Raw genomic sequence first — 23,849 nt, 5'->3', positions numbered from 1 at the left:
GATGTCCCTTCTAAACGCGGCTTGTCGCTAAGGTGTGCCGGATGGCGCGATTATTGTCGTGAATTGTCACAGGTGCGGCGGGGCGTTCATCGCCTTGCAAGGCGCAAGCATCAGCGCGGCCGCCCCTGCGTATCCTGCCCCGCCGTCACGAACAGCGCGCTGGCGGGGCGGATCACGTCGGCGGTGTGCCAGACCCCCGCCGGATTGATCGCATATTGCCCGGCCTGCAGCGTCTCGGAATGCAGGCGTCCGTCCGGGTATTCCTGGATCAGCGTCATCTCGCCGGACAGGCACACCACCAGTTCGTCGCCCCCGGGATGCATTTCCCACGAATCCCAGCTGGCTGAAAAGTCGAACAGGCTGACCAGCCGCCCCTCCGCGCCGTCCGCCGCAGTGCGCGCGGCGTAGGCTTCGTACCAGTCCGCGCCGGTGAAGGCAGGCTGCTCCGCGACCTTTGCTCCAAGGCCAAGGTGGACCGGAAAAGTGCGAAGGTCGCGGGCCGTCATGTCAGGGCATCCTTGATGTTACAGGGGCGCGCACTGCGCTTCGAGCCACGCCAGCGCGTCACCTTCAAGCTGCGGCGCCACGATCTCCAGCACGCGGGCGTGATATGCGTTCCACCACGCGATCTCCTCGGGCGAGAGCAGGGAGGTATCCACCAGACGCCGCTCGATCGGAACGTGGGTCAGCGTCTCGAACCCGTAGTATTCGCCATCCGAACCGGCGAATTCGCGCGGCTCTACAAGGATCAGGTTCTCGATGCGGATGCCGTATTCGCCGGTCTTGTAATAGCCCGGTTCGTTGGACAGGAACATGCCCGGCAGCAGCGGCTGGTCGGTGCCGGCCTGCCCGCCCGCAGGCTTGCCAATGCGCTGCGGCCCTTCGTGGACCGACAAGAATGCGCCGACGCCGTGGCCGGTGCCGTGGGCATAGTCCAGCCCCACCTGCCACAGCGCATGGCGGGCCAGCACGTCCAGCTGGCCGCCGACGGTGCCCTTGGGGAACACCGCCGTGGCCAGCGCGATGTGGCCCTTGAGCACGCGGGTGAAGCGGTCCTTCACTTCGGCGAAGGGGGCATCGGGTCCGACCCAGACGGTGCGGGTGATGTCGGTGGTACCGTCAAGGTACTGGCCGCCGGAGTCCACCAGATAGACCGAATTCGGCGCCAGCGTCAGGTTGGTCTCCTCCGACACGCGATAATGCGGGCTGGCCCCGTTCGGCCCGGCGCCGGAAATCGTGTCGAACGACAGGTCGCGCAAGGCGGGATCGACGGCGCGGAAGTCCTGCAGCTTTGCCGCAGCGGACAGTTCGGTGACTTCGCCCTTGGGGGCTTCCACCGAAAGCCAGTGCAGGAAGCGGGTGACGGCGGCGGCATCGCGGCCCTGCGCGGCGCGGTGACCGGCCTGCTCGACCGGGTTCTTCACCGCCTTGGGCAGCACGGTGGGATCGCGTTCCTCGACCAGCGTGGCCCCGGCGCGGCGCAGTTCCTCGAAGATGGCGCTGACGGCGCGTTCGGGATCTACGGCGACGCGCTGGCCCGCCAGTTCGTGCAAGGCCCCGGCGAATGCGGCACGTTCGCGAATGGTCACGGCATTGCCAAGGTGGCGGCGGACTTCGTCCGTCACCTTCTCGCCGGCGATGAACAAGTCGGCGGTGCCGTCCTTCCGCGCGATGACGTAGGACAGCGCCACCGGCGTGCGATCGACGTCGGCGCCACGGATGTTGAGCAGCCAGGCGATGGAATCGAGCGCGGTGATGACCGTGGCGTCAAGGCCGCGCGCGGTCAGCCATTCGGACACGGCCGCGCGCTTGGCCTCGCTGCCCTCGCCGGTGAAGCGGTCGGGATGGACGATCGCGGGCGCGGCGGAGGGCAGGGGCTGGTCCTGCCACACCGCGTCGATCGGGTTGCCATCCACCGCGACCAGCGCGCCACCCTTTGCCACCAGCGTGGTTTCCACCGCCTGCGCCCACTTCGACCCGTGCAGCCATGCGTCGTAACCGATCTTCGCGCCCTTTGGCGCATGGGTCGCCAGCCATGCCGGGACGCTGGTGGCGGGCACGTTCTCGTAAGCGTAGAGCCTGCCGTCCACCTGATCGCGCACCTGCAGCGTGTAGCGCCCGTCCACGAACATCGCGGCGGCGGGCGACAGCGTGGCATCGGTCAGCACCACGGCAGTCCCGGCAGAGCCGCCAAAGCCGGTCAGCCACTCGAGCCGCTGGGCATAGGCGCCGACATATTCGCTCATATGCTCGTCGGAGATCGGGATCACGAAACCATCGAGCCCGCGCGCCTTCAGTTCCTTGCGCAGCGCATCTAGGCGGGCTTCGTGGGTGTTCATCAGCATGTCATCGGCTTTCGCGTGTTCGGGGGTGTTGCAGCGGAACATAGGCCCTGTGCATGGGGAGCGAAAGGCCGATTAACCTTTGGCAAGCCCCGTCAACAGGGTGACGGTGTAAGGGGGAAGGTGGCGAGAGGCCGAAACGCGATTTTCGTCAAACCACCTTCAACTCCGCCCCCGCAGACTCTAGATGGTGTCCCATGGCAGAAACCACCCCGACCCTGATCGGTCCCCCGCAGGCGGCGCGCAAGCCGCATTCCTTCACGCACCACGGCGTCACCGTCAGCGACGAGTACGCCTGGCTGCGCGACCCCGGTTATCCGGAAGTGAAGGACAAGGACGTTCTCGCCCATCTAGAGGCGGAGAACCGCTGGTTCGAATCGAAGATGGACCGGCACAAGGGCCGCATCGACGACCTGTTCAGGGAAATGCGCGGGCGCATCAAGGAAGCCGACAGTTCGGTCCCGCAGAAGGACGGCGATTTCCTCTACTGGATCGAGTTCGAGGAAGGGGCCGAATACAAGAAGTGGTGGCGCAAGCCCGTCGCCGGCGGCGAGGCCGAACTGATCCTGGACGAAGTGGCGTTGGCAGAGGGCAAGGATTACTTCCGCCTCGGCGCGATTTCCACCACCACGGACGGCAAGCTTCTGGCCTATGCCTATGACGACAACGGTTCGGAACGCTTCACCGCGCGCATCAAGGATCTGACCACCGGCGAACTGCTGCCCGACGAGATCCCCGGCACGCTGTCCTCGCTGGTGTGGGTGGCGGGTGACAGGGGCCTCGTCTACTCGCTGGCGAACGAGCAGTGGCGCACCGACAACGCCCGCCTGCACTGGCTGGGCCAGCCGGTGGAGGACGATGTCGAACTCTACCACGAGGATGACGAGGGCTTTCGCGTCGGCTCCTCGCTCTCGTCGAACGAGAAGTGGCTGCTGATCGGCACCAGCGACCATGAGACCAGCGAATGCCGCATGGTCTTGGCCGACGATCCGCTTGGCCCGCAGATCCTGGTGAAGCCGCGCGAAAAGGGTGTGGAGTACGATGTCGATGAGCGCGACGACGTGCTCTACATCCACACCAACGACGCGCACGAGAACTTCCGCCTTGCCACCGCGCCGCTGGCGACGCCGGGCGAGTGGACGACGCTGATCGAAGGCACGGACGCCTTCTACCTGACCGGCTTCGACCTGTTCCGCGACTTCTACGTGATCGAGGGACGGCGCGCCGGGCTCGACCAGATCGAGGTGCGGTATTACGACGATCCCGCCCGCGTGGAGCCGATCGTCTTCCCCGAAGCCAGCTATTCGGCTGGCCTTGCCAACAACCCCGAATGGCACATGACGACGCTGCGCCTGACCTACGAATCGATGGTCGCGCCGTCCTCGGTGCTGGATTACGACGTTGCCGCGCGCACGCTGGAGACGCTCAAGGTCCAGGAGATCCCCTCAGGCTACGACGCTTCGCTCTATGCGACCGAACGGCTGGAGATCACCGCGCGCGATGGCACCGCGATTCCCGTGTCGATCGTCTACCGCAAGGACCGCGCCGAGACGGTGGGTGGCGACGGGCCGCTGCACCTCTACGGCTACGGCGCATATGGCATCGCCATCGATCCCGGGTTCTCCACCTCGCGCCTCAGCCTGGTCGATCGCGGGTTCGCCTATGCTATCGCCCATATCCGGGGCGGCGACGATCTGGGCCGTGCATGGTACAAGGCCGGCAAGCTGGAGCGGCGCGAGAACACCTTCAACGATTTTGTAGACGTGGCAAAGGGCCTGATCGAGCGCGGCTTTACCCAAGCGGGCCGGATCAGCATTTCCGGCGGCTCGGCAGGCGGCGAACTGATGGGGGCGGTCATCAATTCCGACCCCGACCTGTTCGGCGCGGTGGTGGCGCATGTGCCCTTCGTGGACGTGCTCAACACGATGCTGGACGACACCCTGCCGCTGACACCCGGCGAATGGCCCGAGTGGGGCAACCCGATCGAGGACAAGGCCGCCTTCGAGCAGATCCGCAGCTACAGCCCCTACGATCAGGTCAGGGCGCAAGCCTACCCGCCGCTGATGGTGACGGCGGGCCTCAACGACCCGCGCGTGACGTACTGGGAACCCGCCAAGTGGGTGGCCAGGCTGCGCGAGGTGAAGACCGACGGCAACGAACTGATCCTCAAGATCAACATGGGCGCCGGGCACGGCGGCAAGTCCGGCCGGTTTGAGAGCCTCAAGGAAACGGCGGAGGAATTCGCCTTCATCCTGTGGCAGCTGGGCATCGAAGGCTGATGTTCACCCTCACCTTCACCGCATTGCCTGAGCACATCGACGTGATGGGCCACGTCAACAATGCGGTGTGGGTGCAGTGGATGGAGGCGATGGCGGGCGCGCACTGGGCCGCCGTCGCTCCGCCCGAACATCAGGCCAAGTACGCCTGGCTCGTCACCCGTCACGAGATCGACTACCGCGGCAACATCCGCGAAGGCGAAAGCGTGACGGGCGAGACGTTCATCCCCGAAGGCCCGGCGGGCGCGCGGTTCGACCGCCGGGTGGATTTCCGCAACGGCGCAGGCAAGGTGATCGTCTCGGCCCGCACCACCTGGGCGATGATCGACATCGCCTCGGGCCGGCTGATGCGGGTGCCGCCGGAAGTCGCGGCGCCGTTCGTGGGCACGGAATGACTCCAGCCAATCCGTCACCCTGAACTTGTTTCAGGGTGACGATTATGGAAATGCAGGGCAGCGCCCGAGTAGAGGCACCCTACCGCCGATCCCGTGGCCGCTGGGTGATGATGTGCTCCCGTGCCACGCGCAGGTCGCCGGCTTCGTACTGAAGGGTCAGGCGTTCCTTGTCGCTCTTGCGATAGACCTGTTCGGCGCGGTCGATGTCGGCCAGCGCCACGTCCAGCCCTTTCAGCGCCTTGCGCGCCAGCACCACCGCCGATTCCATCACTTCGCGCGCCATCGAGGTCACGGGCGAATCCTTCAGCCGCAGCAGGGCACGGCGGTCGAACACGCGGGCGTGGATCTGCGCGTCGGGGAAGGCGTTGTGCACCGCCTGCAGGAACACGTCCGTCAGCTGGTCGCCGTCGATGCAGAAGACGATCAGTTCCGCGTCTGCCGCGCCCGCCTGGCGCAGCATGTCGATGCGGGTGCCGTCGCCGAACCAGACCTGCGCGCCGAAACCCCTGGCGATGTCGATCATCTCGATGTCGGTGTCGATCATCGTCACTTCGATGTCGGCGGCGATCAGCATCTGCGCCACGGTCTGCCCGAAGCGGCCATAGCCCACGACGATGGCGTTGGCGCCGTCCTCGTGCGGGCCTTCGCGCACTTCCTTCTTGCCTTCGGGCCGTTCGCGGATGCCGCGCGTCGCCATCATCAGGAACGGCGTGGTGACCATCGACAGGGTGACGATGGCGCTGAACAGGCTGGTCGCCTGCGCATCGACCAGCATCGCGTTGCTGGCCTGCGCAAAGAGCACGAAGGCGAACTCGCCGCCCTGGCTCAGCAGCAGGCCCAGGGCCAGCGCACTGCGCCATTCCATGCGGAACGCCAGACCCAGCAGGAAGATGATCCCGCCCTTCACCGCGATCAGGGCCAGCGCCATGGCCATGACGAAGACGGGTCGTTCCGCGATGGCGGACAGGTCCAGCATCATGCCCACCGACATGAAGAACAGCCCTAGCAGGATGGCGCGGAACGGCTCGACGTCGGCTTCCAGTTCGTGGCGATAGGGCGAATCGGCCAGCATGACACCGGCGATGAAGGCGCCCAGCGCGGTCGACAGGCCCAGTGCCTGCATCAGCGCGCCCGACGCCATCACCGTGAACAGCGCGGCAAAGACGAACATCTCGCGTTCGCCCAGGTTGCCGATCAGGCGGAACAGCGGGCGGATGGCGAAGCGGCCCGCCAGGATCAGCCCGACGATGGCGGCGATCGTCTCAAGCCCCAGCACCCATCCCGGCGGGCCGGAAGGCAGCGCCGGGTTGCGGTTCATCGCCGCGATGATGGTGATCAGCGGGATGATCGAAAGATCCTGGAACAGCAGGATCGCGAAGGACCGCTCGCCGAACGGCGTATGCAGGCGCCCCGCGCTCTGCAGCATCGGCAGCACCTGCGCGGTTGACGACAGCCCCAGCGGCAGGCCCAGCGCCAGCGACGCCTGCAGGCTGAACCCGGTGAAGAAGTAGATCACCGCCGACACCGCTAGCCCGCACAGCACCACCTGCAGCAGCCCCAGCCCGAATATCTCGTGCCGCATCTTCCACAGGCGCGCGGGCGCAAGCTCAAGCCCGACGATGAACAGCAGCAGGGTGATGCCCAGTTCGGCGATCCCCATCTTGCTCTCCGGGTCGCCGACAAGGTCCAGCACATAAGGGCCAAGCACCGCGCCGGTGGTCAGAAACCCGAGCGTTGCACCGATCCCCAGCCGCCGGAATACCAGCACGAAGCCGAGCGCGGTTCCCAGCAAGAGGAAACCGTCGCGCAGCAGGAATGCCTGGGCATGTTCTTCCATGAGATCCTTCAAGGGTTTGGATGGCTCTGGCTTGGTTAGGTGGTTCAGAACTCCAGGCCAAGCTGCACTTCAGTTTGGGGCGACCCCCAAGATGAAAAAGCTGTTACTCGTCATGATTCGATCTTGCCATGGGCGACTTGCTCGTCGATCCGGCAGACAGGAATATACCACCGGGGGGTGTAGATGAAATTCGACCGATCGCCGCTGCCTTTTCTCGTGCTTATGACACTGTCGGCTTGCGGAGGATCGGATGGTTCATCGCCTGCACCTTTGCCTACAGCAAGTCCGGTGCCGACACCCACGTCAACCTCTACGCCGACGGCGCCTGCGACCGGCGAACCCACGTTGCTGTCGCTGACGGCATCGACGCAACTGAGCGGCTACGAAGGTGACAACGGTTATGCCCGCGATCGCAGCGGGCTGGTAACCGCCGTCAACAGCACTGGGTTCGGTCCGGGCACGCCGATCACCTATGACGCGCAACGAGGCGGCTTCACGTACAGCGCTTCCGGCTTCCTGTATTACGGGATGCCAAACATTGAAAATGGAAAGCTCTCGCTCGCGAGCGACAGGTCGGATGCGATTTATGCGGTATATACCGGGTCAAGCAACGGCGTGAGCTTCGATGTGCGGCAACTGCGAATGGGCACCAGCAACCCCGCCCTGCCGCTGCGTTTCTCATCAATAGCCCTTGGGCAGACCAGCTACACGAACACCGCCACCGGCGAGACACTGCATGGCGTCGTACCGTTCGCATTTGGCATTCCGTTCGATGCGTTCCGAACCACGCTAACCGGCGCTGGGGTTTACGAGGGGCTGGTAGTCGGCAATGCCAGAGGCATGGGAAGCTCCAATGTCTACGCGATCAGCGGCACGATACACCTTTCGATCGATTATCAGACGACCGCGTTTACCTGCTATCTTGATCTTTCGGGCACGGACGACCGGACCGGAGAAAAAGTCACCTTTCCGCGTATGACGATCACGCCCTTTCCGCCGCGGGGGGTGCTCGACTGGCTGGGCGGTGACGCAGGACGGAACAGCCGGTTTCAGGCCAACTTTGCGGGTTCCATGGCGCAGGAAGTCATGGGCGCGTTCGAGAACGTGGTCAATGATCCGCGTGCGCCGCAGACCTCGATCAGGATCAGTACGGCGTTCGCCGCTCGCAAGTAAAGCCGCTTACCTCGGCAGCACGCCGCTGCATACGTAGCGCATCACCACGCCGTCTTCCTTGTCCCAGCGCACGCGCTGTACCGCGCCTGCGGTGGTGGAGCCGCCCAGCACCGCTCCATTGCGGGCAAGCAGCCGCCATTCCTCCACCCGCGTGGTCCCGGCCGCGCAGTTCACGCTGCGGCGCATGAACTGCATGGTGCCGCGCGGCAGTGTGCCCTTGTCCTTCACCAGAACGTCAAGCTCGCGGAAGGTGCGCGCGGTGCCCACGGTGCGGATACCGGCGGCGTCCACGCTGACACTGCGGCCCACCAGCATCTCGACTTCGGGCTTGAACAGGCGGACCCATTTGCCGCTGCGCGACGTGAGATCGGACGTTGCAGCCATGGCGACAACCGGCAGGCTCGTGAGCATCAGCGCCGCTGCAAGCCGCCTCACAGGACGTTGCCGTTCTCGTCGCGGTAGATGTCGCGCCGCCCGACGTGGTTGGCAGGGCCGACATAACCGTCGTTCTCCATGCGCTCCACCCACTTGGCGGCGGTGTTGTAGCCGACGCCCATCTGGCGCTGCAACCACGAGACGGAGACCTTCTGGTTTTCAAACACGAGCTGGCAGACCTGCCGGTACTTGCGTTCTTCCGGCTGGTCCGATGCGGTGGCGTCCAGATCGTCGAAGCCGAAGCTGCCTTCTTCAGGCTCGTTGGTAACGGCATCGACGTAGTCGGGCTTGCCCTGGCCGCGCCAGAAGGTGGCGACGTGCTCCACTTCCTCGTCCGAGACGAATGGGCCGTGGACGCGCTTCACCGGGTCGGAGCTGGGCTTGTAGAGCATGTCGCCCTTGCCCAGCAGCTGCTCTGCGCCCTGTTCGCCAAGGATCGTGCGGCTGTCGATGCGACTGGTCACGGCGAACGACACGCGGGTCGGCAGGTTGGCCTTGATGACGCCGGTGATGACGTCCACCGACGGACGCTGCGTCGCCATGATGAGGTGGATGCCCGCCGCGCGGCTCTTTTGCGAGAGGCGCTGGATCAACACTTCGATTTCCTTGCCGACGGTGACCATGAGGTCGGCCAGCTCGTCGACGATGAGGACGATCTGGGGCAGCGTCTCGTAATCGAGCTGCCGGTCTTCATACAATTCCTCGCCGGTTTCGGGGTCGAAGCCGATCTGGATGCGGCGGCCGAGCGGCTTGCCCTTGGCGGCGGCGGTGCGCACCTTCTCGTTGAAGCTGGCGAGGTTGCGGACCGAAATCTCGCTCATCTGGCGATAGCGGCGTTCCATTTCCTCGACCGCCCACTTCAGCGCGCGCACGGCCTTGGGCGGCTCGGTGACGACGGGCGAGAGCAGGTGCGGAATGTCGTCGTAGCTCTTGAGTTCCAGCACCTTGGGATCGACCAGGATCAGGCGGCACTGCGCGGGCGTCAGGCGGTAGAGCAGCGAGAGCAGGATGGTGTTGAGACCCACCGACTTGCCCGAACCTGTGGTGCCCGCGACCAGCAGGTGCGGCATCGTCGCAAGGTCTGCCACCACCGGTTCGCCGGCGATGTCCTTGCCCAGGATGATCGGCAGCATCCCCTTGTGGTGGGCGAAGGCTTCGGACGCGACCATTTCCTTGAACGACACCATCTGGCGGTCTGCGTTGGGCAGTTCGATGCCCATGACGGTACGGCCCGGGATCGAGGACACGCGGGCCGAGATCGCGCTCATGTTGCGGGCGATGTCGTCGGCCAGACCGATGACGCGGCTGGCCTTGATGCCGGGCGCGGGTTCCAGTTCGTACATGGTGACGACCGGGCCGGTGCGCACCGCGGTGATCTCGCCCTTGACGTTGAAGTCGTCCAGCACGGTCTCCAGCAGGCGCGCATTGCGTTCCAGGCTGAGCTTGTCGATCTTGGGCTGCGAATTGGGCGCGGGGTCGGCCAGCAGTTCCAGTCCGGGCAGTTCGTACTTGTCGAACATGTCCTTCTGGCGGCTTTCGGTGCCGAACTGGGCGGGGATGGGGGCCTGCTTCGGGTCGGAGATTTCCGGCGCCTTGCGCGGTTTGTCCTGCACGGCGGGACCATCGGCGATCTGCATGGCCGGGCGCGGGGCAGGCTCTGCGCGGTCGGTGGGTTCGGGCTTTTCGGCGCGCGGCTCCTTGCCTGCCTTGAAGGCCAGTTCCTCTGCGGACGGCAGGCGCACCGGCAGGCGGCCGATGCGGCCCGGCAGCGTCAGCAGTCGCGCCCAGTCGAGCGCGAAGACGCGGCCCGCCAGCATCACGCCCACGCCCAGACAGGCGGCGGCAAGGAAGAACTTGATCCAGTTGCGCGCGACTTCCGGGGCGAGGCCGGCCAGTCCGGCGATGCCCTTGGCGCCCAGCAGGCCGGCGATGCCGCCCATCGAGGCAGGCAGCGTGCCGCCGGGCTTGGTGAACCACAGCGACAGCACCGTGGCGATCAGCAGCATCGACAGGGCCAGCACGCCCACCGGCACCCACCAGCGCTGGTCGCTGTGCTCGACCTCTCCGTCGTCCTCTTCCACCAGCAGCCACAGCTTGCGACCGAACACGTAGAGCAGCGGCACGAACAGGGCCGATACCGGGCCGAAGAAGAACAGCGCGCGCTCTGCCGTCCACGCCCCGGCGCTGCCCATCCAGTTCAGCACTTCGCCGCCCGCCGCCGTGGAGGTGGAGGGGTCGGTCTGGTGGTAGCTCACCAGCGATAGCGCCAGGAACACCATGCCCCCGAACAGCACCAGCGCGCCGGAAAGCTCTCCGGCACGGCGCAGCGATCGTTTCAGGACCGCGCGCCAGTCCGGCTTGGCGATGCGCCGGCCGGGCGCGATGGGGCGGGTGGCCATGGGAAAAATTGTCCTTGGGAGTTCGGCGGCGATTATGCGGCGAGGGGGGACTCGGCGTCAAGAATGAAGCGGGAACAGGGCTGTGGAGGGCGGTCGGATGGCTTGCGGTCAGGACAGCCCGTCGATAGCGGCCCAGCGCGCAAAACCGTGCGCGCGGCGGCGGGTCATGCCGCCCAGCGCGATCACCGGTACCTGCGCCCGCGCGGCAAGCAAGCGGAAACGCACCGGCCCCAGCACCGCGCCGCCGGGATGCGATGCGGTCGGGAACACCGGAGATACCAGCAAGGCGTCCGCCCGCCGCGTCTGCGCCAGTTCGTGCAGCGAATGCACCGTGGTCAGTCGCAGGATGCGCGGCCCCGGCGCGAGAAGGCGCGGCGAACCGTAAGCGCCGTCGGCGCCCCAGCACCGCGCCGTAGCGGCATCGCCGGACAGCACTACCAGATGCCCGAACCGCCGCGCCGCGCGCCGTAGCCGCCGGAACCGGGTGCGTCGCTCAGCCGGAGGCAGGTGGTAATGGCGATAGATCAGCCCCGACCCGCGTGGCAGGCGAGCTAGCGCGCGTTCCAGCGCGGCATCGTTGCGCGCATCGCTGATGAGCCACAGGAGAGGAAGGGACGGCTGGCGGTTCTGCACGCGCACGCTATAGCAGCGCGTCATGGATCAGCTAGAAGACATCCGCAACCGCATCGCCGCGTCTGCCCGCATCGCCGGGCGCCAGCCCGAAGCGGTGGAACTCATCGCCATCTCCAAGACTCACGCCGCCGAAGCGATCGAGCCGCTGCTTGTGGCCGGACAGCGCGTATTCGGCGAAAACCGCGTGCAGGAAGCCGAGGCCAAGTGGCCGGCCCTGCGCGAGGCCTATCCCGACGTGAAGCTGCACCTTGTTGGACAGCTTCAGTCCAACAAGGCCGAGGATGCGGTGGCGCTGTTCGACTGCATCCATTCGCTGGACCGGCCTTCGCTGGTCTCCGCGCTGGGCAAGGCGATGGAGAAGAGCGGGCGCCGGGTGCCCTGCTTCATTCAGGTCGACATCGGCCAGGAAGACCAGAAGGGCGGCTGCCCGATTGCAGACGTGCCCGCGCTGCTGGCTTCCGCGCGCGATGCAGGCATTCCCGTGATCGGCCTGATGTGCGTGCCGCCCTTCGGCATAGAGGCCGCGCCGTTCTTCGCGCTGCTGGCCAGGATCGCCGCGGACAACGGGCTGGACCAGCTGAGCATGGGGATGAGCGACGACTTCGAGACCGCCGTCCTTCTCGGCGCCACGCATGTGCGGGTGGGCAGCGCCCTGTTCGGTAAGCGTCCCGGCTAACATCCGTCCCTTGCTGTTCCGGCCGGGCTCCTGACGCCCTCAGCGCATAAGTGAAAACCCCGACCATCCGCAGGGGAGGGCCGGGGTTTCCCGAAGGCACCGCGAGAGGGGGGGCGCGGCGCCGACTCGGTGGTTACTCGTCAGGGCCCAGGCGTCAGTTCGCGCCGACGCCCATGGGGACGGGCGTGCCCTGCTTCAGGTAGACGCGGTTGTCGGCGACGCGCTCCACATTGTCGAACGCGATGAAGTGATGGGCGCCGTCCGAACTGTCGGAGCGGGTCAGCTTGATCTGATCGTCCTTCACTTCGTCAACGGTGCCGACATGTTCGCCGTTTGCAGTCGTGACTTCCATGTGTTCATGGATGCGCAGCTTCTCGAACATGATGGTTCTCCTTGTCTGCAGCCGCAGGAGCGACCGCGTTGTCGGGGGGATGATCATGAAACGGCGCTATATGGATGGCGTTCCGATGTTCGTCCTGCCCGGAAAACGCTTCGTCAGTTCGGCGATTCATTCCTAAGGCTGCGCGCCGAGGCCGAAGGTGGCGTCACCCCGGTCGGCAAGGATTACGGCATCGTCGCTGATGCCGTCGATCTGGCTGACGGCGACGAAATCATGCGACCCGCCTTCGAGCACCAGTTCATCGCCTTCCAGTGCGCTGACGATGCCGATCACGGCCCCATCCGGGCCGATCACCCTCATGCCCCGTCGGATCGTGCCCTGAAGGGTAGGCCAGCTGCCGCCGCCATGGTCGAAGGTTCCGGAATCGGGCATGGGATGCACTCCTGTTACAGGGCCGTCAGGGCCGGTGCAGGAGGAACAATGCCTTGCCGGGCGGCGCGGTTCCGCATTGGAGCCGCGCCGCGAAAAGGGTTAGGCGTGGGCGGTCTTGCCGCCGAACCGGCCGTTCTTGCAGAAGCGCACCATCCAGCGGTCAAGGAACAGGCCAAGGGGGCGCGCCGTCACGCCCAGATCGTCAAGGCCGGGCAGCGTGCCGCTGGCGGCGCTACCGGCCTTCAGCAGCTTGATCTGGTTGCCGCTGATCGGCGTGCCGGGCAGCGCGGCGATGAGGCCGGCAACGGCGTCTGGCAGCTCGGCGAAGGAGCGCGAACGGCCCTGCGCTGCGGCAATGCGCTGGTTGAGCTGGAGCATCGTCAGCACTTCGGGACCGGCCAGTTCGAACGTCTTGCCCTGCGCTGCGGTGCTGGACAGCGCGTTGCCGATGGCCACGGCCACATCATCGACGAAGACCGGCTGCAGCCGCGCGCTTGGCACGAAGACCGGCAGCACCGGCAGCCGCGCGATCAGGCCGCCGAACATGTTCACGAAAGCATCGTCCGGGCCGAACATGACTGCGGGGCGCACCACCGTAGCGGTCGGAAAGGCGGCCAGCACGGCAGCCTCGCCCTCGGCCTTGGTGCGGGCATAGGCGACGTCGGACCCGGCATCGGCACCGATCGCGGAGACATGGACGAAGGCCTGGGCGCCCGCCGCCTTCGCCGCCGCCGCGATGGAGCCTGCGCCCGAGCCCTGCAGCGCGTCGAGCTTGCCGGCGAAGGCACCGACAAGGTTCACCACCGCGTCGGACCCTGCCAGCACCGCGGCCAGCGATTCCGGCCTGGTCACGTCCACGCCTGCGAACTGGACCTGGCCCAGGTTGCCCAGCGGCTTGATCGCGAAGGCCTTCTTGGGATGACGGCTGGCGATCCGCAGACGTGCGCCGCGCGCCAGCAGTTCCTGCGCAAGGTGGCGGCCCACGAAGCCGCTGCCACCCAGCACGGTGACGATCTTGCCGGAAAGGGATTCGGTGATGCTCATGATCGATACGGTCCTTGAGGTCGCTTTGCGGGCGACGTGTCCCGCCCTGCAGCACATAGGCTTTCGCCCTGCCACAAGGCCTGGGAAGGGGCAACCGGCCAGTTGCCTCTGCGCGCTTTCCGGGCCGGTTGGCGGGGTCGGTGAAAAGAAAATGCACGGAATGAAAAATGTTCCGCCAGATAGTGTTGACAACACTTCGGCAGCCCCTTAGAGGCGCCCTCCTACCCAGCGGGGACGGCGCTTCGCCCCCTCGCTAAAGTGCCCAGATGGCGGAATTGGTAGACGCACCAGCTTCAGGTGCTGGCGCTCGCAAGGGCGTGGAGGTTCGAGTCCTCTTCTGGGCACCATCTACTTCTTCGGAAGTGGTGCAATAGGAAAAGCCCGGCTTCGGCCGGGCTTTTTGCTTTTCCGGCTTCACTTATGCCGTTGCTGCACACGGTGCCCCTGCCGTGGCCGGACAGAAATCGCCCGGCCACCGTGGACAGGGGTCAGATTTCTCGCTTCACCGGATAGACATGCGAGAAAGCATCGCGGTGCGGCAGCTTCGTGGCCAGCCAGGCCATGCGTGCTTCAGGATCGCCAGCGAACTGCGGCTCTGCGGCCAGCTTTCTGTCGAACTCGGCGCGCACATCGGCATTGGTGCTGAGGAGCGCGTCCAGGATCGGGGCCATGATGAAATCCTCGGTCCCGGCGGGAGCGGATAGCACTTCGGGGAACAGGCCCCAGGCAAGGAAGCTGTCCTGGCTCTCGGGTTCGAGGAGCGCGGCGGCCAGCAGGCCCAGCGGCTGGTCGGCGGGAACGCGCACGGTGCCGGCGGGGATGTTTGCGGCGGCCTGACCGTGCTCGAAGCGGGCATCAAGCGGGATGCGGCCGTCGTGAGCCGTGGCCGGTTTGGGGTCGATCAGCCGCACGGTATCCACGTGCAGGGTGCGGGGTGCGTCCAGCGTTTCGAATTCGATGCCGTGCAGGCGCAGTCTGGCGATCGCTTCGGTCTGGGCGGCGGGCACCAGCCAGGCCTTGGGCAGGGCGACCGTTTCGGCAGGATCCTGCCCGATGATCGGCATGCGGAAGGTGACCGGCTTGCCCAGCCAGCGCTGCTCCATCCGGCCTGATGTTGGAGAGCGGTATGTCTCGAACGCAACGCCCTTGAACGCGTTGATCCAGCCGATCGGCTGTTTGGCGGGCGTCCACCGGGTGAGCAGGCGAGCCGGGCGCGAGGCGCGGTCGATGGCCTTCGCCTCGGTGATGCGGCCCGAATCCTGCGCCGCCAGCTTCAGCGCGGCCTCAAGCAGGACGTAAGTGCCCAGAACGCGGCGCCTGTAGGGCTTCAGCATATGGTTTTCGACCAGCACCGTCGGTACGCCGATGAAGTCGCCATAGCCGGTCGAATAACGCGGGCCCTCGGGGCTGTAGCGAATCCCGCGCGACGGTTCGCGGGTGTCGATGGGGCTTGGGTAGATGATCGGTTCGTGCCCGGCCTTCTTCAGCGCAGCCTGCACCGTGGGGCCGAAGCGCTGCTCCAGCCACAGCGCGGTGGCCCGGTGGCGGGCGTACTTGCCCCAACCGGCATACGTGTAGGTCACGTCGTACTGCATGTCGAACCCGCCGCTGACGTGGCAGTCGATGTAGAGCGCCGGGTCGAGCCGCCGCAGCAGCGCGACCATGGCCTGCACTTCCGGCGTGTCGAGCTTCGCGTAATCGCGGTTGAGGTTGATGTTGCGGGCGTTGCCTTCGGTGCCCTTGGCCTCCGGGCCGCGCACGTGCAGGAAGTTCCACGGGCTGGCGCTTTCGTGCCCGTCGATGTTGAGCACGGGCACGAAGACGAGGTCGACCTTGTCCAGCAGGTGCGCCTTGCCGCGCAGCGCGATGTCGCGCAGCAGCATCAGCCCGGCGTCCTTGCCGTCGATCTCGCCCGAATGGATGCCTGCCTGCACCAGCACCACGGGCCGGGCCGCGCCGCCCTTGCTGGCGCGCACGAAGACCATGTCGCGGCCCTCGGCGGTCTTGCCGAACGTGGCGACCGTAATCAGCGGGGATGCGGCCGCCAGCCTGTCCAGCCACGCGCGCGTTTCGGCATAGGAGGGCGTGGTGCGGAAACCCGCCGCCTCTGCCGGCGTGATCCAGGGATCGCCGCCCGGGACGACCAGCTTCTCGCTGGCCCCGGACCACGGCATGACCGGTGGCAGCACGTCCGGCGGCGGCGCGTCTGCGGCGGCGGCAAGGGGTGCCATCAGAGCGAGCGCGCCAAGGGCGGCGGCGGTGGCGGATTTCAGCATCGATCTATCCTGATTAAGTCATAGGCGGGCGCGCAGGCCGACGGTTGCGGTGCGCGGTGCTCCGGGCTGTACCCAGAGCGGTGAATAGCTGTTGGCGTACCAGTGCTTGTCGAACAGGTTGGTGACGGAACCGAACAACTCGATGTTTTTCGTGACGTCCACTTTGCCGAACAGGCGGAACAGGGCGTGGGCGGGCAGCATGAAGTCCGTGCCCGTCGCACCCGATCGCCGCCCCACGTATTGCATGCCGGCGCCAAGCTGCGCCCTGCGATCGCCGAACGTGAAGGTGCGCGCCACCTGCATGTTGAGGTTGTGCCGGGGAATGTTGATGAGCGGGTCGCCGGGGCTGATGCGGAACGAAAAAGCCGGGTCCAGCATAGACGAACGCGCCTCGGCATCGACGTAGGCATAGCTGACCAGCACGTCGAGGTCGCCGGGCAGGCGTCCGCCAAGGTCGAATTCCACGCCGCGGCTGCGAGCCTTGCCGATCGCCAGCGAATAGCCGGGCGCATTGGGGTCCGTGGCCAGCACGTTGGACTTGGTCAGCTGGAATACCGAAAGCGTTCCGTTGAGCTTGCCGCCCAGCAGGGTCAGCTTAAGGCCCGCCTCGATTGATTCGCTGGTTTCGGGATCGAAGATGGTGCCGTTAACGTCCGTGCCGACGTTGGCGCGGAAGCCCTGTCCATAGGACGCGTAGGCGGTCAACGGCTCGCTCAGCTTGTAGACAAGGCCCGCCTGCGGGCTGAACCGGGTGTGATTGCGCCGGGCGGAGACGCCGCTGAGGCGGTTGTCTGTTTCCAGCGTCAGATGGTCGTAGCGGCCGCCGATGCGGACCTGAAGCCTGTCCGTGACCTCGATCTGGTCCTGCACATAAGCGCCGGTCGCGCGCTGGCGATCGACCCGGTCGGTAATGACGGCGGTCTGCGGCAGCGGGAACCGGCCATAGACCGGGTTCACGATGTCGATCACATAGCCCTGCTGCTCGGTCGGGTTTGCGGCAAGTGCCGGCGGGCGATAGCGGCGGAACACCTGGTCGTAAGTGAAGGCATCATGATCCGCGCCGATCAGCACGCGGTGGCGCAGCGCGCCGGTGTCGAACTCTCCGGCGATCTCGGCGCGGATCACCGCGTGGTCGGCGTCATAATAGCGCGAACGGCGCTGGCGCGACAGTGAGCGACCGTCGCGGTAGAGCGCCTGGCGCGATTCCACGGTCTCCGCGTCGGAGGAGAAGCCAGTGAGCAGGGTGTGGCGAATGCTGCCGCCGACCAGCAGGCTCCAGCGGTCGCTGAAGCGGTGATCAAGCCGCAGCTGATGCCCGGTTGCGCGGGCCACCGTGTCGCCGTCCCCCGGTTCGCCCAGGAAGCGCGAACGAGGCACCGTATCGAAATCGCCATTCAGCACGATGATGCCCCGATCAAAGGGCACCGACACGCGCGTCTTCTCGAAGTCGTAGGTCAGCCGCGTATCGTCGCCCAGCGCCACGCCCACGGAGGGCAGGAAGCCCCAGCGCGTCTGATGCACATGGTCGCGGAACGTGTCGCCGTCCTCGGCATAGCCGATCAGGCGGGCGGTGATGCCGCTGGTGATGGCGATGTTGGCATCCGCTTCGCCGCGCACGCGATTGAAACTGCCGTACTGGATGGAAGCGGAGCCGAAAGTTCGGCCCAGTTCGGCCTGCTTGGTCACGAGGTTGATGGTCCCGCCGGGTTCGCCGCGCCCGATCAGCGCCGCGGCCGGGCCTTTCAGCACCTCTACGCGCTCTATCCCGGCAGCATCGCGCTGGCCGCCGAAGCCGCGCCCACCGTTGAAGCCGTTGACAAGATAGCCGCTGGGCATGTTCTCGTCGCCGGTGAAGCCCCGGATCGCGAAAGCGTCCCACAAGCCGCCCAGCGTGTTCTGGCGCACCACTGAAGCGTTGAGATCCAGCGCGTCGGTAAGACGCTGGATTCCGTTCTGCTCCAGCGTCTCGGCGGAGATCTCGGTGATCGCCTGCGGGATTTCCGAAACCGCGAAATCGCCGCGATAAGCCTGCCGCACGCCCGTCACGGTGATCGCGGCGCCACGTTCCTCACCCTCGGCTGCAGCGTCCTCTGCGAAAGCTTCCCCGGCAGCCGGAAACGGCGCGAGGGCCATGGCCATGGGCAAGGCGCCTGACAGAAGGCGGCGATCTTTGGCGAAACGAAGCATTGTGATCCTTACGACAGGCAGAGCCGGAGAGACGGCGTATCCCTCGTGCGGCGGCGCTTCTGTCAGGACCGGCCGTTGCCGTCAATGATATGTTGCATCATCACAAAACTTCCGGCAGGAGACTGGCCAAGCTATGGCCAAGCTATGGCCAAGTTCCGGAACGCAAATGCTTTTCAGCAATATTTGGGAAATATTATGACGCACCCAGCGCCGCCGATCCTGATCGAGAACCTGTCCGTAACTTATGGCGATCACCGGGTTCTTGACGGGCTTTCGCTGTCTGTTCCTGCAGGCAGCGTCACCGCTTTGCTGGGCGGCAACGGCGCCGGCAAATCGACCACGCTCTCGACCCTGCTGGGCTTCGTGAAGGCGGCGTCGGGAACCGTGTCTATCTGCGGCATCGATCCCGGCGCAGCCCCGGACGCAGCGCGGCGCAAGATGGCCTACCTTCCCGAAAACGTCGCGCTCTACGATCACCTGACCGCGACGGAGAACGCGCAATACCTGCTGGCCTTGTCCAACGGACAGCAGGACCGCGCGGCCATAGCCGATGCGTTCACGGCGGCGGGCCTGCAGGACCGCGCCTGGGATCAGCGGCTCGGCGCCTTTTCCAAGGGCATGCGTCAGAAAGTGGCCATCGCCGTGGCGCTGCTGCGCGAAGTGCCGGTGCTTCTGCTGGACGAGCCGACTTCCGGCCTCGACCCGCGCGCCACGGCGGATTTCAACGCGCTCGTCCTGTCGGTACGCGAACGCGGCACCGCAGTGCTGATGGTCACGCACGACCTGCTCGGCGCGGCGGACATCGCCGACCGCATCTGCTTCCTGGACGCAGGCCGGATCGTCGAGGACGTGGCGGCCCAGGGGCCTGAGCGTTTCGACGTGCGCGCGCTGCACGCCCGCTTCGCCGTCGCCACGCAGAGGCTGGCGGCATGAACCCGGTCCGCCTCATAGCGCGGGACGAACTGCGGCTGATGGCACGCAACCGGGTCGCGATGGTGGCGTGTGTCCTGCTGGTCCTGCTGACCGTGGCCGCTATCGCCAGCTCGTGGGCGCATCAGCGCGGCATTGAGGACTTGCGCACCCGCCACCAGCACGCCGCCGAGCAGGCGTTCGACGCGCAGCCCGATCGCCATCCGCATCGCATGGTCCATTACGGCACTTTCATCTTCAGGCCGCTGAGCGCGCTTGCCGCGTTCGATCCGGGCGTGGATGCCTTCACCGGCAACTCGATGTTCCTTGAAGGGCATCGCCAGAACACCGCCAACTTCGGCGACGTGAACCAGAGTTCGCTGCTCGTCCGCTTCGGCCAGTTGACGCCGGCCTTCGTCCTTCAGGCGGTGGCCCCGCTGCTGCTGATCTTCCTAGGCTATGGCGCCGTTGCGCGTGAAACGGAGCGGGGCACCTTGCGCGTGCTCATGATGCAGGGCGCCACGCGCGGGCAGATCGTGCGCGGCAAGCTGCGGGCGCTGGCGATCGTCGCGCTGCTTGTGGCCGTGCCCGCGATGCTGGGTCTGCTGGCGCTGGCGGGGCGGCCCGGCGCCTCTATCCTGCCGATGGCAACCATTGGACTGGGCTATGGCGCGTGGCTGCTGACGTGGGTCACGGTCATCGTGCTGGTATCGGCGCTTGCGGGGCGAAGCCGCGATGCGCTGCTCGCCCTCGTCGCGATCTGGGCGATGAGCGTGGTGCTGCTGCCGCGTGTCGCGCCGGATGTTGCGGGGGCCGCAGTGCCGCTGCAGAACCGCTTCCAGACCGAAGTCGCGATCGCGCGCGACTTGCGCAGGCTGGGCGATGCCCACAACCCCGATGATCCGCATTTCGCGGCGTTCAAGCGATCGGTGCTGCAGCGCTACGGCGTTTCGCGGGTGGAGGATCTGCCGGTCAACTACAAGGGCCTGCTGGCGGTGGAGGGGGAGCGGATCACGTCAGCCCTGTTCGACCGCTACAGCGGGGAAAGCTATGCCGCGCAAGGGCGGCAGAACGCCATCGTGGCGGGTTTGGGCGCCATCAGCCCGGCCATTGCCCTGCGCTCGTTGTCGATGGCGGCGGCGGGAACGGACTTCGCCGCCCATCGCGGGTTCCTCGAACAGGCGGAAGCCTACCGCTTTGCGCTGGTGCAGCGGCTTAACACGTTGCAGGCGGACGGCGTCAGCTATGCCGACGATACCGCGGACGATGCGGATGCGGACCGGCGCAAGCGGGTTTCGGGGCAGAACTGGGAAGCCATGCCCGACTTTGCCTATCGCGCGCCGGACGGTGCCACGCTGGCGGCGCGGGCGCTGCCGGGGCTTGGCGTGGTGCTGGGCTGGCTCGCCGTGGCAGGAGTGCTGCTTGCGTTCGCCACCCGTCGTCTGGGAGAACGCCGATGACCCTGTGGCTTCACGAAGCGCGGCTGTTGCTGCGCCAGCGTCTGGCGGTCATAGCGCTGGCTCTGCTGGCCGTCCTTACGGTGGCATCGCTGGTGGCGGGCATGGCCGAAGTGTCCCGTCAGCGCGCCGCCATCGCAGCGATACCCGCTGCTCAGGCCGAGGACATCGGCGCCATCGCCGCATGGGTGGACAAGGGGAAGGATGCCGGCAGCGCGGCCTACTACAGCTTCCACCCGACCTGGGACGCGCCGTCGCCGCTGGCCTTCGCGGCACTAGGGATGCGGGACGTGTCGCCTTACATCCTGCGGGTGCGCGCGCTGGGGCTTGAAGCGCAGATCTATGATGGCGACACCTTCAATCCCGAACTGGCGCTGCCGGGCCGTTTCGACTTTGCCTTCGTGCTGGTGTTCCTTGCGCCGATCTTCGTCATCGCCCTGTGCCACGATCTGACTTCGGGCGAGCGGGAGGCAGGGCGCTGGCGGATGCTGGTGGCGCTGCCTCAGGGCGGGGCGGCACTGTGGCGCCGCCGAAGCCTGCTGCGCCTTGGCCTGCTTTGGGCAACGATGGCAGTGCCGTTTGCGCTTTGCGCCGTGATCTCAGGCGTGAATGCGGGAGCGATCCTGCTGATACTGGCGCTGATCGCGGCGTACCTGCTGTTCTGGCTGGCGCTGTGCGCGCTGGTGGGACGCCTGCGCTGGAGCAGTGTCGCGAATGCGGCCAGCCTTGCCGCCTTGTGGCTGGTGCTGGTCCTTGTCCTGCCGACGCTGGGCAATGTCGCGATCAATCGCGCGCTGCCGGTGAACCAGGGCGCCGAGATCGCCCTGGCTCAGCGCGAGACGGTGAACCGCGCCTGGGACATCCCGCGCGAAGAGACGATGCGCCGTTTCTATGCCAACCACCCCCAGTGGGCCGATTCGCCGCCGCTGGGCGCAGAGTTCCACTACAAGTGGTACTTCGCCTTCCATCAGGTGGGCGACGAAAGCGTGGCGCCGCAGGTGCGCGCGTATCGGCAGGGTCTGGAAGCACGCGACCGTGCCGCGCGCAGCCTTGGCTGGGTGCTGCCCTCCGTCGGCGTGCAGGCGCTGCTCACCCGGATGGCCCGCACTGACCTGACCGCGCAACTCGCCTACCGCGACAGTATTCGCGCCTACCACCGGCAACTGCGCGAGTTCTACTACGGCTACCTGTTCCGCGATCGCCCATTCGGCAAGGCGGACTTCGACCGTGCACCACGCTTTCCCGGCCAGACCTGAAGGAGCAAGATGATGGTCCCGGGGTGGGGCACCATTTTCTCCACCCCAACCCTAGTGCAACCGCCCTTTGCGCGTTACAGGGGGGCGATGGACCGACCCGCGCCCGTCATCACCCGCTCTCTTTTCGTGTTTTCGCTGCTCTATGGCGGCCTTGTCGTGCTGGCTGGCGTGCTGGGAACCAAGCTGGCATCGCTGGGTCACTGGCCGGTGCTGGGCGATCTGGCGGTGGAATCGGGGATCTTCGCGTTCCTGCTGCTGGTCGTGCTGTCCAGCGCAGTGGCGGAACTGCATGGCACGGCAACCGCGAACCGGCTGGTGCGCTTCGGGTTCATACCGCTGATCGTCTCGATGGTGCTGCTGACTTTCGTGATCCATGTGGTGCCGCCCGCGCCGTTCTGGAAGGATCAGGACGCTTACGCGCACCTTTTGGGACAGGCGGCCCGCATGCAGTTCGCCGGGCTCATCTCCTACGGCGTGTCGCAGACCCTGAACGTCTACGTCTTTTCCCGGATGGCAAGCGGGCAGGGCCGCCGTTTCGTGCTGCGCGCCTGGATCGCCAGCCTGCTGTCGCAGGTGGTCGATACCCTGATCTTCATCACGATTTCGTTCTATGGTGCGATCGATCCGGTCACCGGCGCGTCGATGCCGATCGGCCCGCTGATGGAAGGGCAGATCATTTCCAAGCTGGTGCTTTCGACCATCATGGTCCCTCCGTTCATCTGGTTCTTCGTGAAGCTGGGCCGCAAGCTGGACGCGTGATGCGATTATCGGCACGATTGCGCCGAAAATTCATCTAAAAACGGGTTCAAAATTGCGCGGACCGGCGTATGAGCGCGCTCATGTCGAATCCGCATCATCCCGCATTGCTGGCCAAGGCCGAAACCCTCGTCGACGCGCTGCCCTATATGCAGCGATATGCGGGGCGCACTTTCGTGGTGAAGTATGGCGGCCATGCCATGGGCGATCCTGAAAAGGCCGTCGACTTCGCAGAAGACGTGGTGCTGCTGAAGGCGGTGGGCATCAATGTCGTGGTGGTCCACGGCGGCGGGCCGCAGATTGGCGCCATGCTCAAGAAGGTCGGCGTCGAAAGCCAGTTCGTCGATGGCCTGCGCGTGACGGACAAGGCGACGGCGGAAGTGGCCGAAATGGTCCTGTCGGGCGCTATCAACAAGGAAATCGTCGGCTGGATCGCCAAGGCCGGCGGCAAGGCGATGGGCGTGTCCGGCAAGGATGGCGGCATGGTCACCGCCCGCAAGGTCCAGCGCACCCGCAAGGACCCGGACAGCCTGATCGAACAGGTAGTCGATCTCGGCTTCGTGGGTGAACCCGAAACGATCGACACCCGCGTGATAGAGACGATTTCGGGCGCCGGCATGATCCCGGTGATCGCGCCGATCGCCGCAGGGCCGGACGGCGGCACCTACAACGTCAATGCCGACACCATGGCGGGTGCCATCGCGGCGGCGCTGGGTGCCTCGCGCCTGTTCCTGCTGACCGACGTGCCCGGCGTGCTCGACAAGCAGGGCGAACTGCTGACCGACCTGACGCCCTCTGCCATCGAAGGCCTGAAGCGCGACGGCACGATTTCCGGCGGGATGATCCCCAAGCTGGAAACCTGCATCCATGCGGTCGAAGCCGGCTGTGAGGCGGCGGTCGTCCTTGACGGACGGGTTTCGCATGCCATGTTGCTGGAAATATTCACCCAGGAAGGGGCGGGCACGCTGATCCGGGCCGGCTGAACGAAACCTGGGACAATTTGGCGTGGGGGGATCCACGAAAAGA

The 23,849-nt window shown here is 66.2% G+C and carries 21 protein-coding genes and 1 tRNA gene; 11 read left to right on the top strand and 11 right to left on the bottom strand.

Annotated elements, in window-relative coordinates; translation table 11 throughout:
* Window positions 1-110 precede the first annotated feature (110 nt).
* On the bottom strand, window positions 111-506 hold the full coding sequence (locus tag GGR40_RS18320; RefSeq protein ID WP_429277693.1) for a cupin domain-containing protein: 396 nt from the start codon (window positions 504-506) through the stop codon (window positions 111-113).
* An 18-nt stretch (window positions 507-524) separates the two neighbouring features.
* Window positions 525-2,345 (bottom strand): aminopeptidase P family protein, encoded by a 1,821-nt coding sequence (locus GGR40_RS18315; protein ID WP_429277692.1) that lies wholly within the window; start codon window positions 2,343-2,345, stop codon window positions 525-527.
* A 194-nt stretch (window positions 2,346-2,539) separates the two neighbouring features.
* Here GGR40_RS18315 and GGR40_RS18310 point away from each other — a divergent pair, with 194 nt between their 5' ends.
* Together GGR40_RS18310 and GGR40_RS18305 are read left to right on the top strand one after the other, a co-directional pair.
* The gene (locus GGR40_RS18310; protein WP_429277691.1) at window positions 2,540-4,621 is read left to right on the top strand and encodes a S9 family peptidase; all 2,082 of its coding nucleotides are present in this window, start codon (window positions 2,540-2,542) and stop codon (window positions 4,619-4,621) included.
* Window positions 4,621-5,013, top strand: coding sequence for an acyl-CoA thioesterase (locus GGR40_RS18305; RefSeq protein WP_429277690.1), 393 nt, complete (start codon window positions 4,621-4,623; stop codon window positions 5,011-5,013). The genes GGR40_RS18310 and GGR40_RS18305 overlap by 1 nt, the downstream gene beginning before the upstream one ends.
* Before the next feature lie 79 nt (window positions 5,014-5,092).
* On the opposite strand, the gene GGR40_RS18300 is transcribed toward GGR40_RS18305, so the two are convergent.
* Complete coding sequence (locus tag GGR40_RS18300) at window positions 5,093-6,850, bottom strand: cation:proton antiporter domain-containing protein (protein WP_429277689.1); 1,758 nt, start codon at window positions 6,848-6,850, stop codon at window positions 5,093-5,095.
* Between the two features lie 128 nt (window positions 6,851-6,978).
* On the opposite strand from GGR40_RS18300, the gene GGR40_RS18295 reads away from it, so the two are divergent.
* Entirely contained in the window at window positions 6,979-7,242 is a 264-nt protein-coding gene (locus tag GGR40_RS18295; protein ID WP_429277688.1) for a hypothetical protein, read from the top strand.
* A complete protein-coding gene (locus tag GGR40_RS18290; protein WP_429277687.1) occupies window positions 7,196-8,023 on the top strand; it encodes a hypothetical protein in 828 nt (275 codons plus the stop codon). The genes GGR40_RS18295 and GGR40_RS18290 overlap by 47 nt, the downstream gene beginning before the upstream one ends.
* 6 nt (window positions 8,024-8,029) lie before the next feature.
* Here the strand turns inward: GGR40_RS18290 and GGR40_RS18285 are convergent, their stop codons facing one another.
* The 3 genes from GGR40_RS18285 to GGR40_RS18275 all read right to left on the bottom strand — a co-directional run bounded on the left by GGR40_RS18285 (window position 8,030) and on the right by GGR40_RS18275 (window position 11,514).
* Window positions 8,030-8,434 carry a hypothetical protein gene (locus GGR40_RS18285; RefSeq protein WP_429277686.1) on the bottom strand — a complete coding sequence of 135 codons (405 nt, stop codon included), beginning with the start codon at window positions 8,432-8,434 and terminating at the stop codon, window positions 8,030-8,032.
* 20 nt (window positions 8,435-8,454) lie between these two features.
* A complete protein-coding gene (locus GGR40_RS18280; protein WP_429277685.1) occupies window positions 8,455-10,857 on the bottom strand; it encodes a DNA translocase FtsK in 2,403 nt (800 codons plus the stop codon).
* A gap of 108 nt (window positions 10,858-10,965) precedes the next feature.
* The gene (locus tag GGR40_RS18275; protein ID WP_429277684.1) at window positions 10,966-11,514 is read right to left on the bottom strand and encodes a thiamine phosphate synthase; all 549 of its coding nucleotides are present in this window, start codon (window positions 11,512-11,514) and stop codon (window positions 10,966-10,968) included.
* Here GGR40_RS18275 and GGR40_RS18270 point away from each other — a divergent pair.
* Window positions 11,513-12,166, top strand: a complete 654-nt coding sequence (locus GGR40_RS18270) for a YggS family pyridoxal phosphate-dependent enzyme (RefSeq protein WP_429277683.1) — start codon at window positions 11,513-11,515, stop codon at window positions 12,164-12,166. The two genes, GGR40_RS18275 and GGR40_RS18270, sit on opposite strands and share 2 nt — an antisense overlap.
* A gap of 154 nt (window positions 12,167-12,320) precedes the next feature.
* On the opposite strand, the gene GGR40_RS18265 is transcribed toward GGR40_RS18270, so the two are convergent.
* The 3 genes from GGR40_RS18265 to GGR40_RS18255 all read right to left on the bottom strand — a co-directional run bounded on the left by GGR40_RS18265 (window position 12,321) and on the right by GGR40_RS18255 (window position 13,982).
* The gene (locus tag GGR40_RS18265; protein WP_429277682.1) at window positions 12,321-12,548 is read right to left on the bottom strand and encodes a DUF2171 domain-containing protein; all 228 of its coding nucleotides are present in this window, start codon (window positions 12,546-12,548) and stop codon (window positions 12,321-12,323) included.
* 132 nt (window positions 12,549-12,680) lie between these two features.
* Window positions 12,681-12,938 (bottom strand): DUF2171 domain-containing protein, encoded by a 258-nt coding sequence (locus GGR40_RS18260; protein WP_429277681.1) that lies wholly within the window; start codon window positions 12,936-12,938, stop codon window positions 12,681-12,683.
* Window positions 12,939-13,037: 99 nt separating this feature from the next.
* Window positions 13,038-13,982, bottom strand: a complete 945-nt coding sequence (locus GGR40_RS18255; protein WP_429277680.1) for a complex I NDUFA9 subunit family protein — start codon at window positions 13,980-13,982, stop codon at window positions 13,038-13,040.
* Window positions 13,983-14,242: 260 nt separating this feature from the next.
* Between GGR40_RS18255 and GGR40_RS18250 the strand changes: the two genes are divergently transcribed.
* Window positions 14,243-14,329, top strand: a tRNA-Leu gene (locus GGR40_RS18250).
* A 141-nt stretch (window positions 14,330-14,470) separates the two neighbouring features.
* Here the strand turns inward: GGR40_RS18250 and GGR40_RS18245 are convergent.
* A complete protein-coding gene (locus tag GGR40_RS18245) occupies window positions 14,471-16,258 on the bottom strand; it encodes a M14 family metallopeptidase (protein WP_429277679.1) in 1,788 nt (595 codons plus the stop codon).
* 18 nt (window positions 16,259-16,276) lie between these two features.
* The gene (locus tag GGR40_RS18240; protein WP_429277678.1) at window positions 16,277-18,445 is read right to left on the bottom strand and encodes a TonB-dependent siderophore receptor; all 2,169 of its coding nucleotides are present in this window, start codon (window positions 18,443-18,445) and stop codon (window positions 16,277-16,279) included.
* Window positions 18,446-18,640: 195 nt separating this feature from the next.
* On the opposite strand from GGR40_RS18240, the gene GGR40_RS18235 reads away from it, so the two are divergent.
* The 5 genes from GGR40_RS18235 (at window position 18,641) to argB (ending at window position 23,806) form a co-directional block, all read left to right on the top strand.
* On the top strand, window positions 18,641-19,378 hold the full coding sequence (locus tag GGR40_RS18235) for an ABC transporter ATP-binding protein (RefSeq protein WP_429277677.1): 738 nt from the start codon (window positions 18,641-18,643) through the stop codon (window positions 19,376-19,378).
* Window positions 19,375-20,814, top strand: coding sequence for an ABC transporter permease (locus tag GGR40_RS18230; RefSeq protein WP_429277676.1), 1,440 nt, complete (start codon window positions 19,375-19,377; stop codon window positions 20,812-20,814). The genes GGR40_RS18235 and GGR40_RS18230 overlap by 4 nt, the downstream gene beginning before the upstream one ends.
* Window positions 20,811-22,067, top strand: coding sequence for a DUF3526 domain-containing protein (locus tag GGR40_RS18225; RefSeq protein WP_429277675.1), 1,257 nt, complete (start codon window positions 20,811-20,813; stop codon window positions 22,065-22,067). The genes GGR40_RS18230 and GGR40_RS18225 overlap by 4 nt, the downstream gene beginning before the upstream one ends.
* Before the next feature lie 87 nt (window positions 22,068-22,154).
* On the top strand, window positions 22,155-22,826 hold the full coding sequence (locus tag GGR40_RS18220) for a queuosine precursor transporter (RefSeq protein ID WP_429277674.1): 672 nt from the start codon (window positions 22,155-22,157) through the stop codon (window positions 22,824-22,826).
* 80 nt (window positions 22,827-22,906) lie between these two features.
* Window positions 22,907-23,806 (top strand): acetylglutamate kinase, encoded by a 900-nt coding sequence (argB, locus tag GGR40_RS18215; protein WP_429277673.1) that lies wholly within the window; start codon window positions 22,907-22,909, stop codon window positions 23,804-23,806.
* Window positions 23,807-23,849 lie beyond the last annotated feature (43 nt).

Source organism: Novosphingobium gossypii (assembly GCF_050433305.1).
GTDB lineage: Bacteria > Pseudomonadota > Alphaproteobacteria > Sphingomonadales > Sphingomonadaceae > Novosphingobium > Novosphingobium gossypii.
Note: the sequence above shows the minus strand (reverse complement) of the source record. Positions and strands in the feature narration are given on the sequence as shown.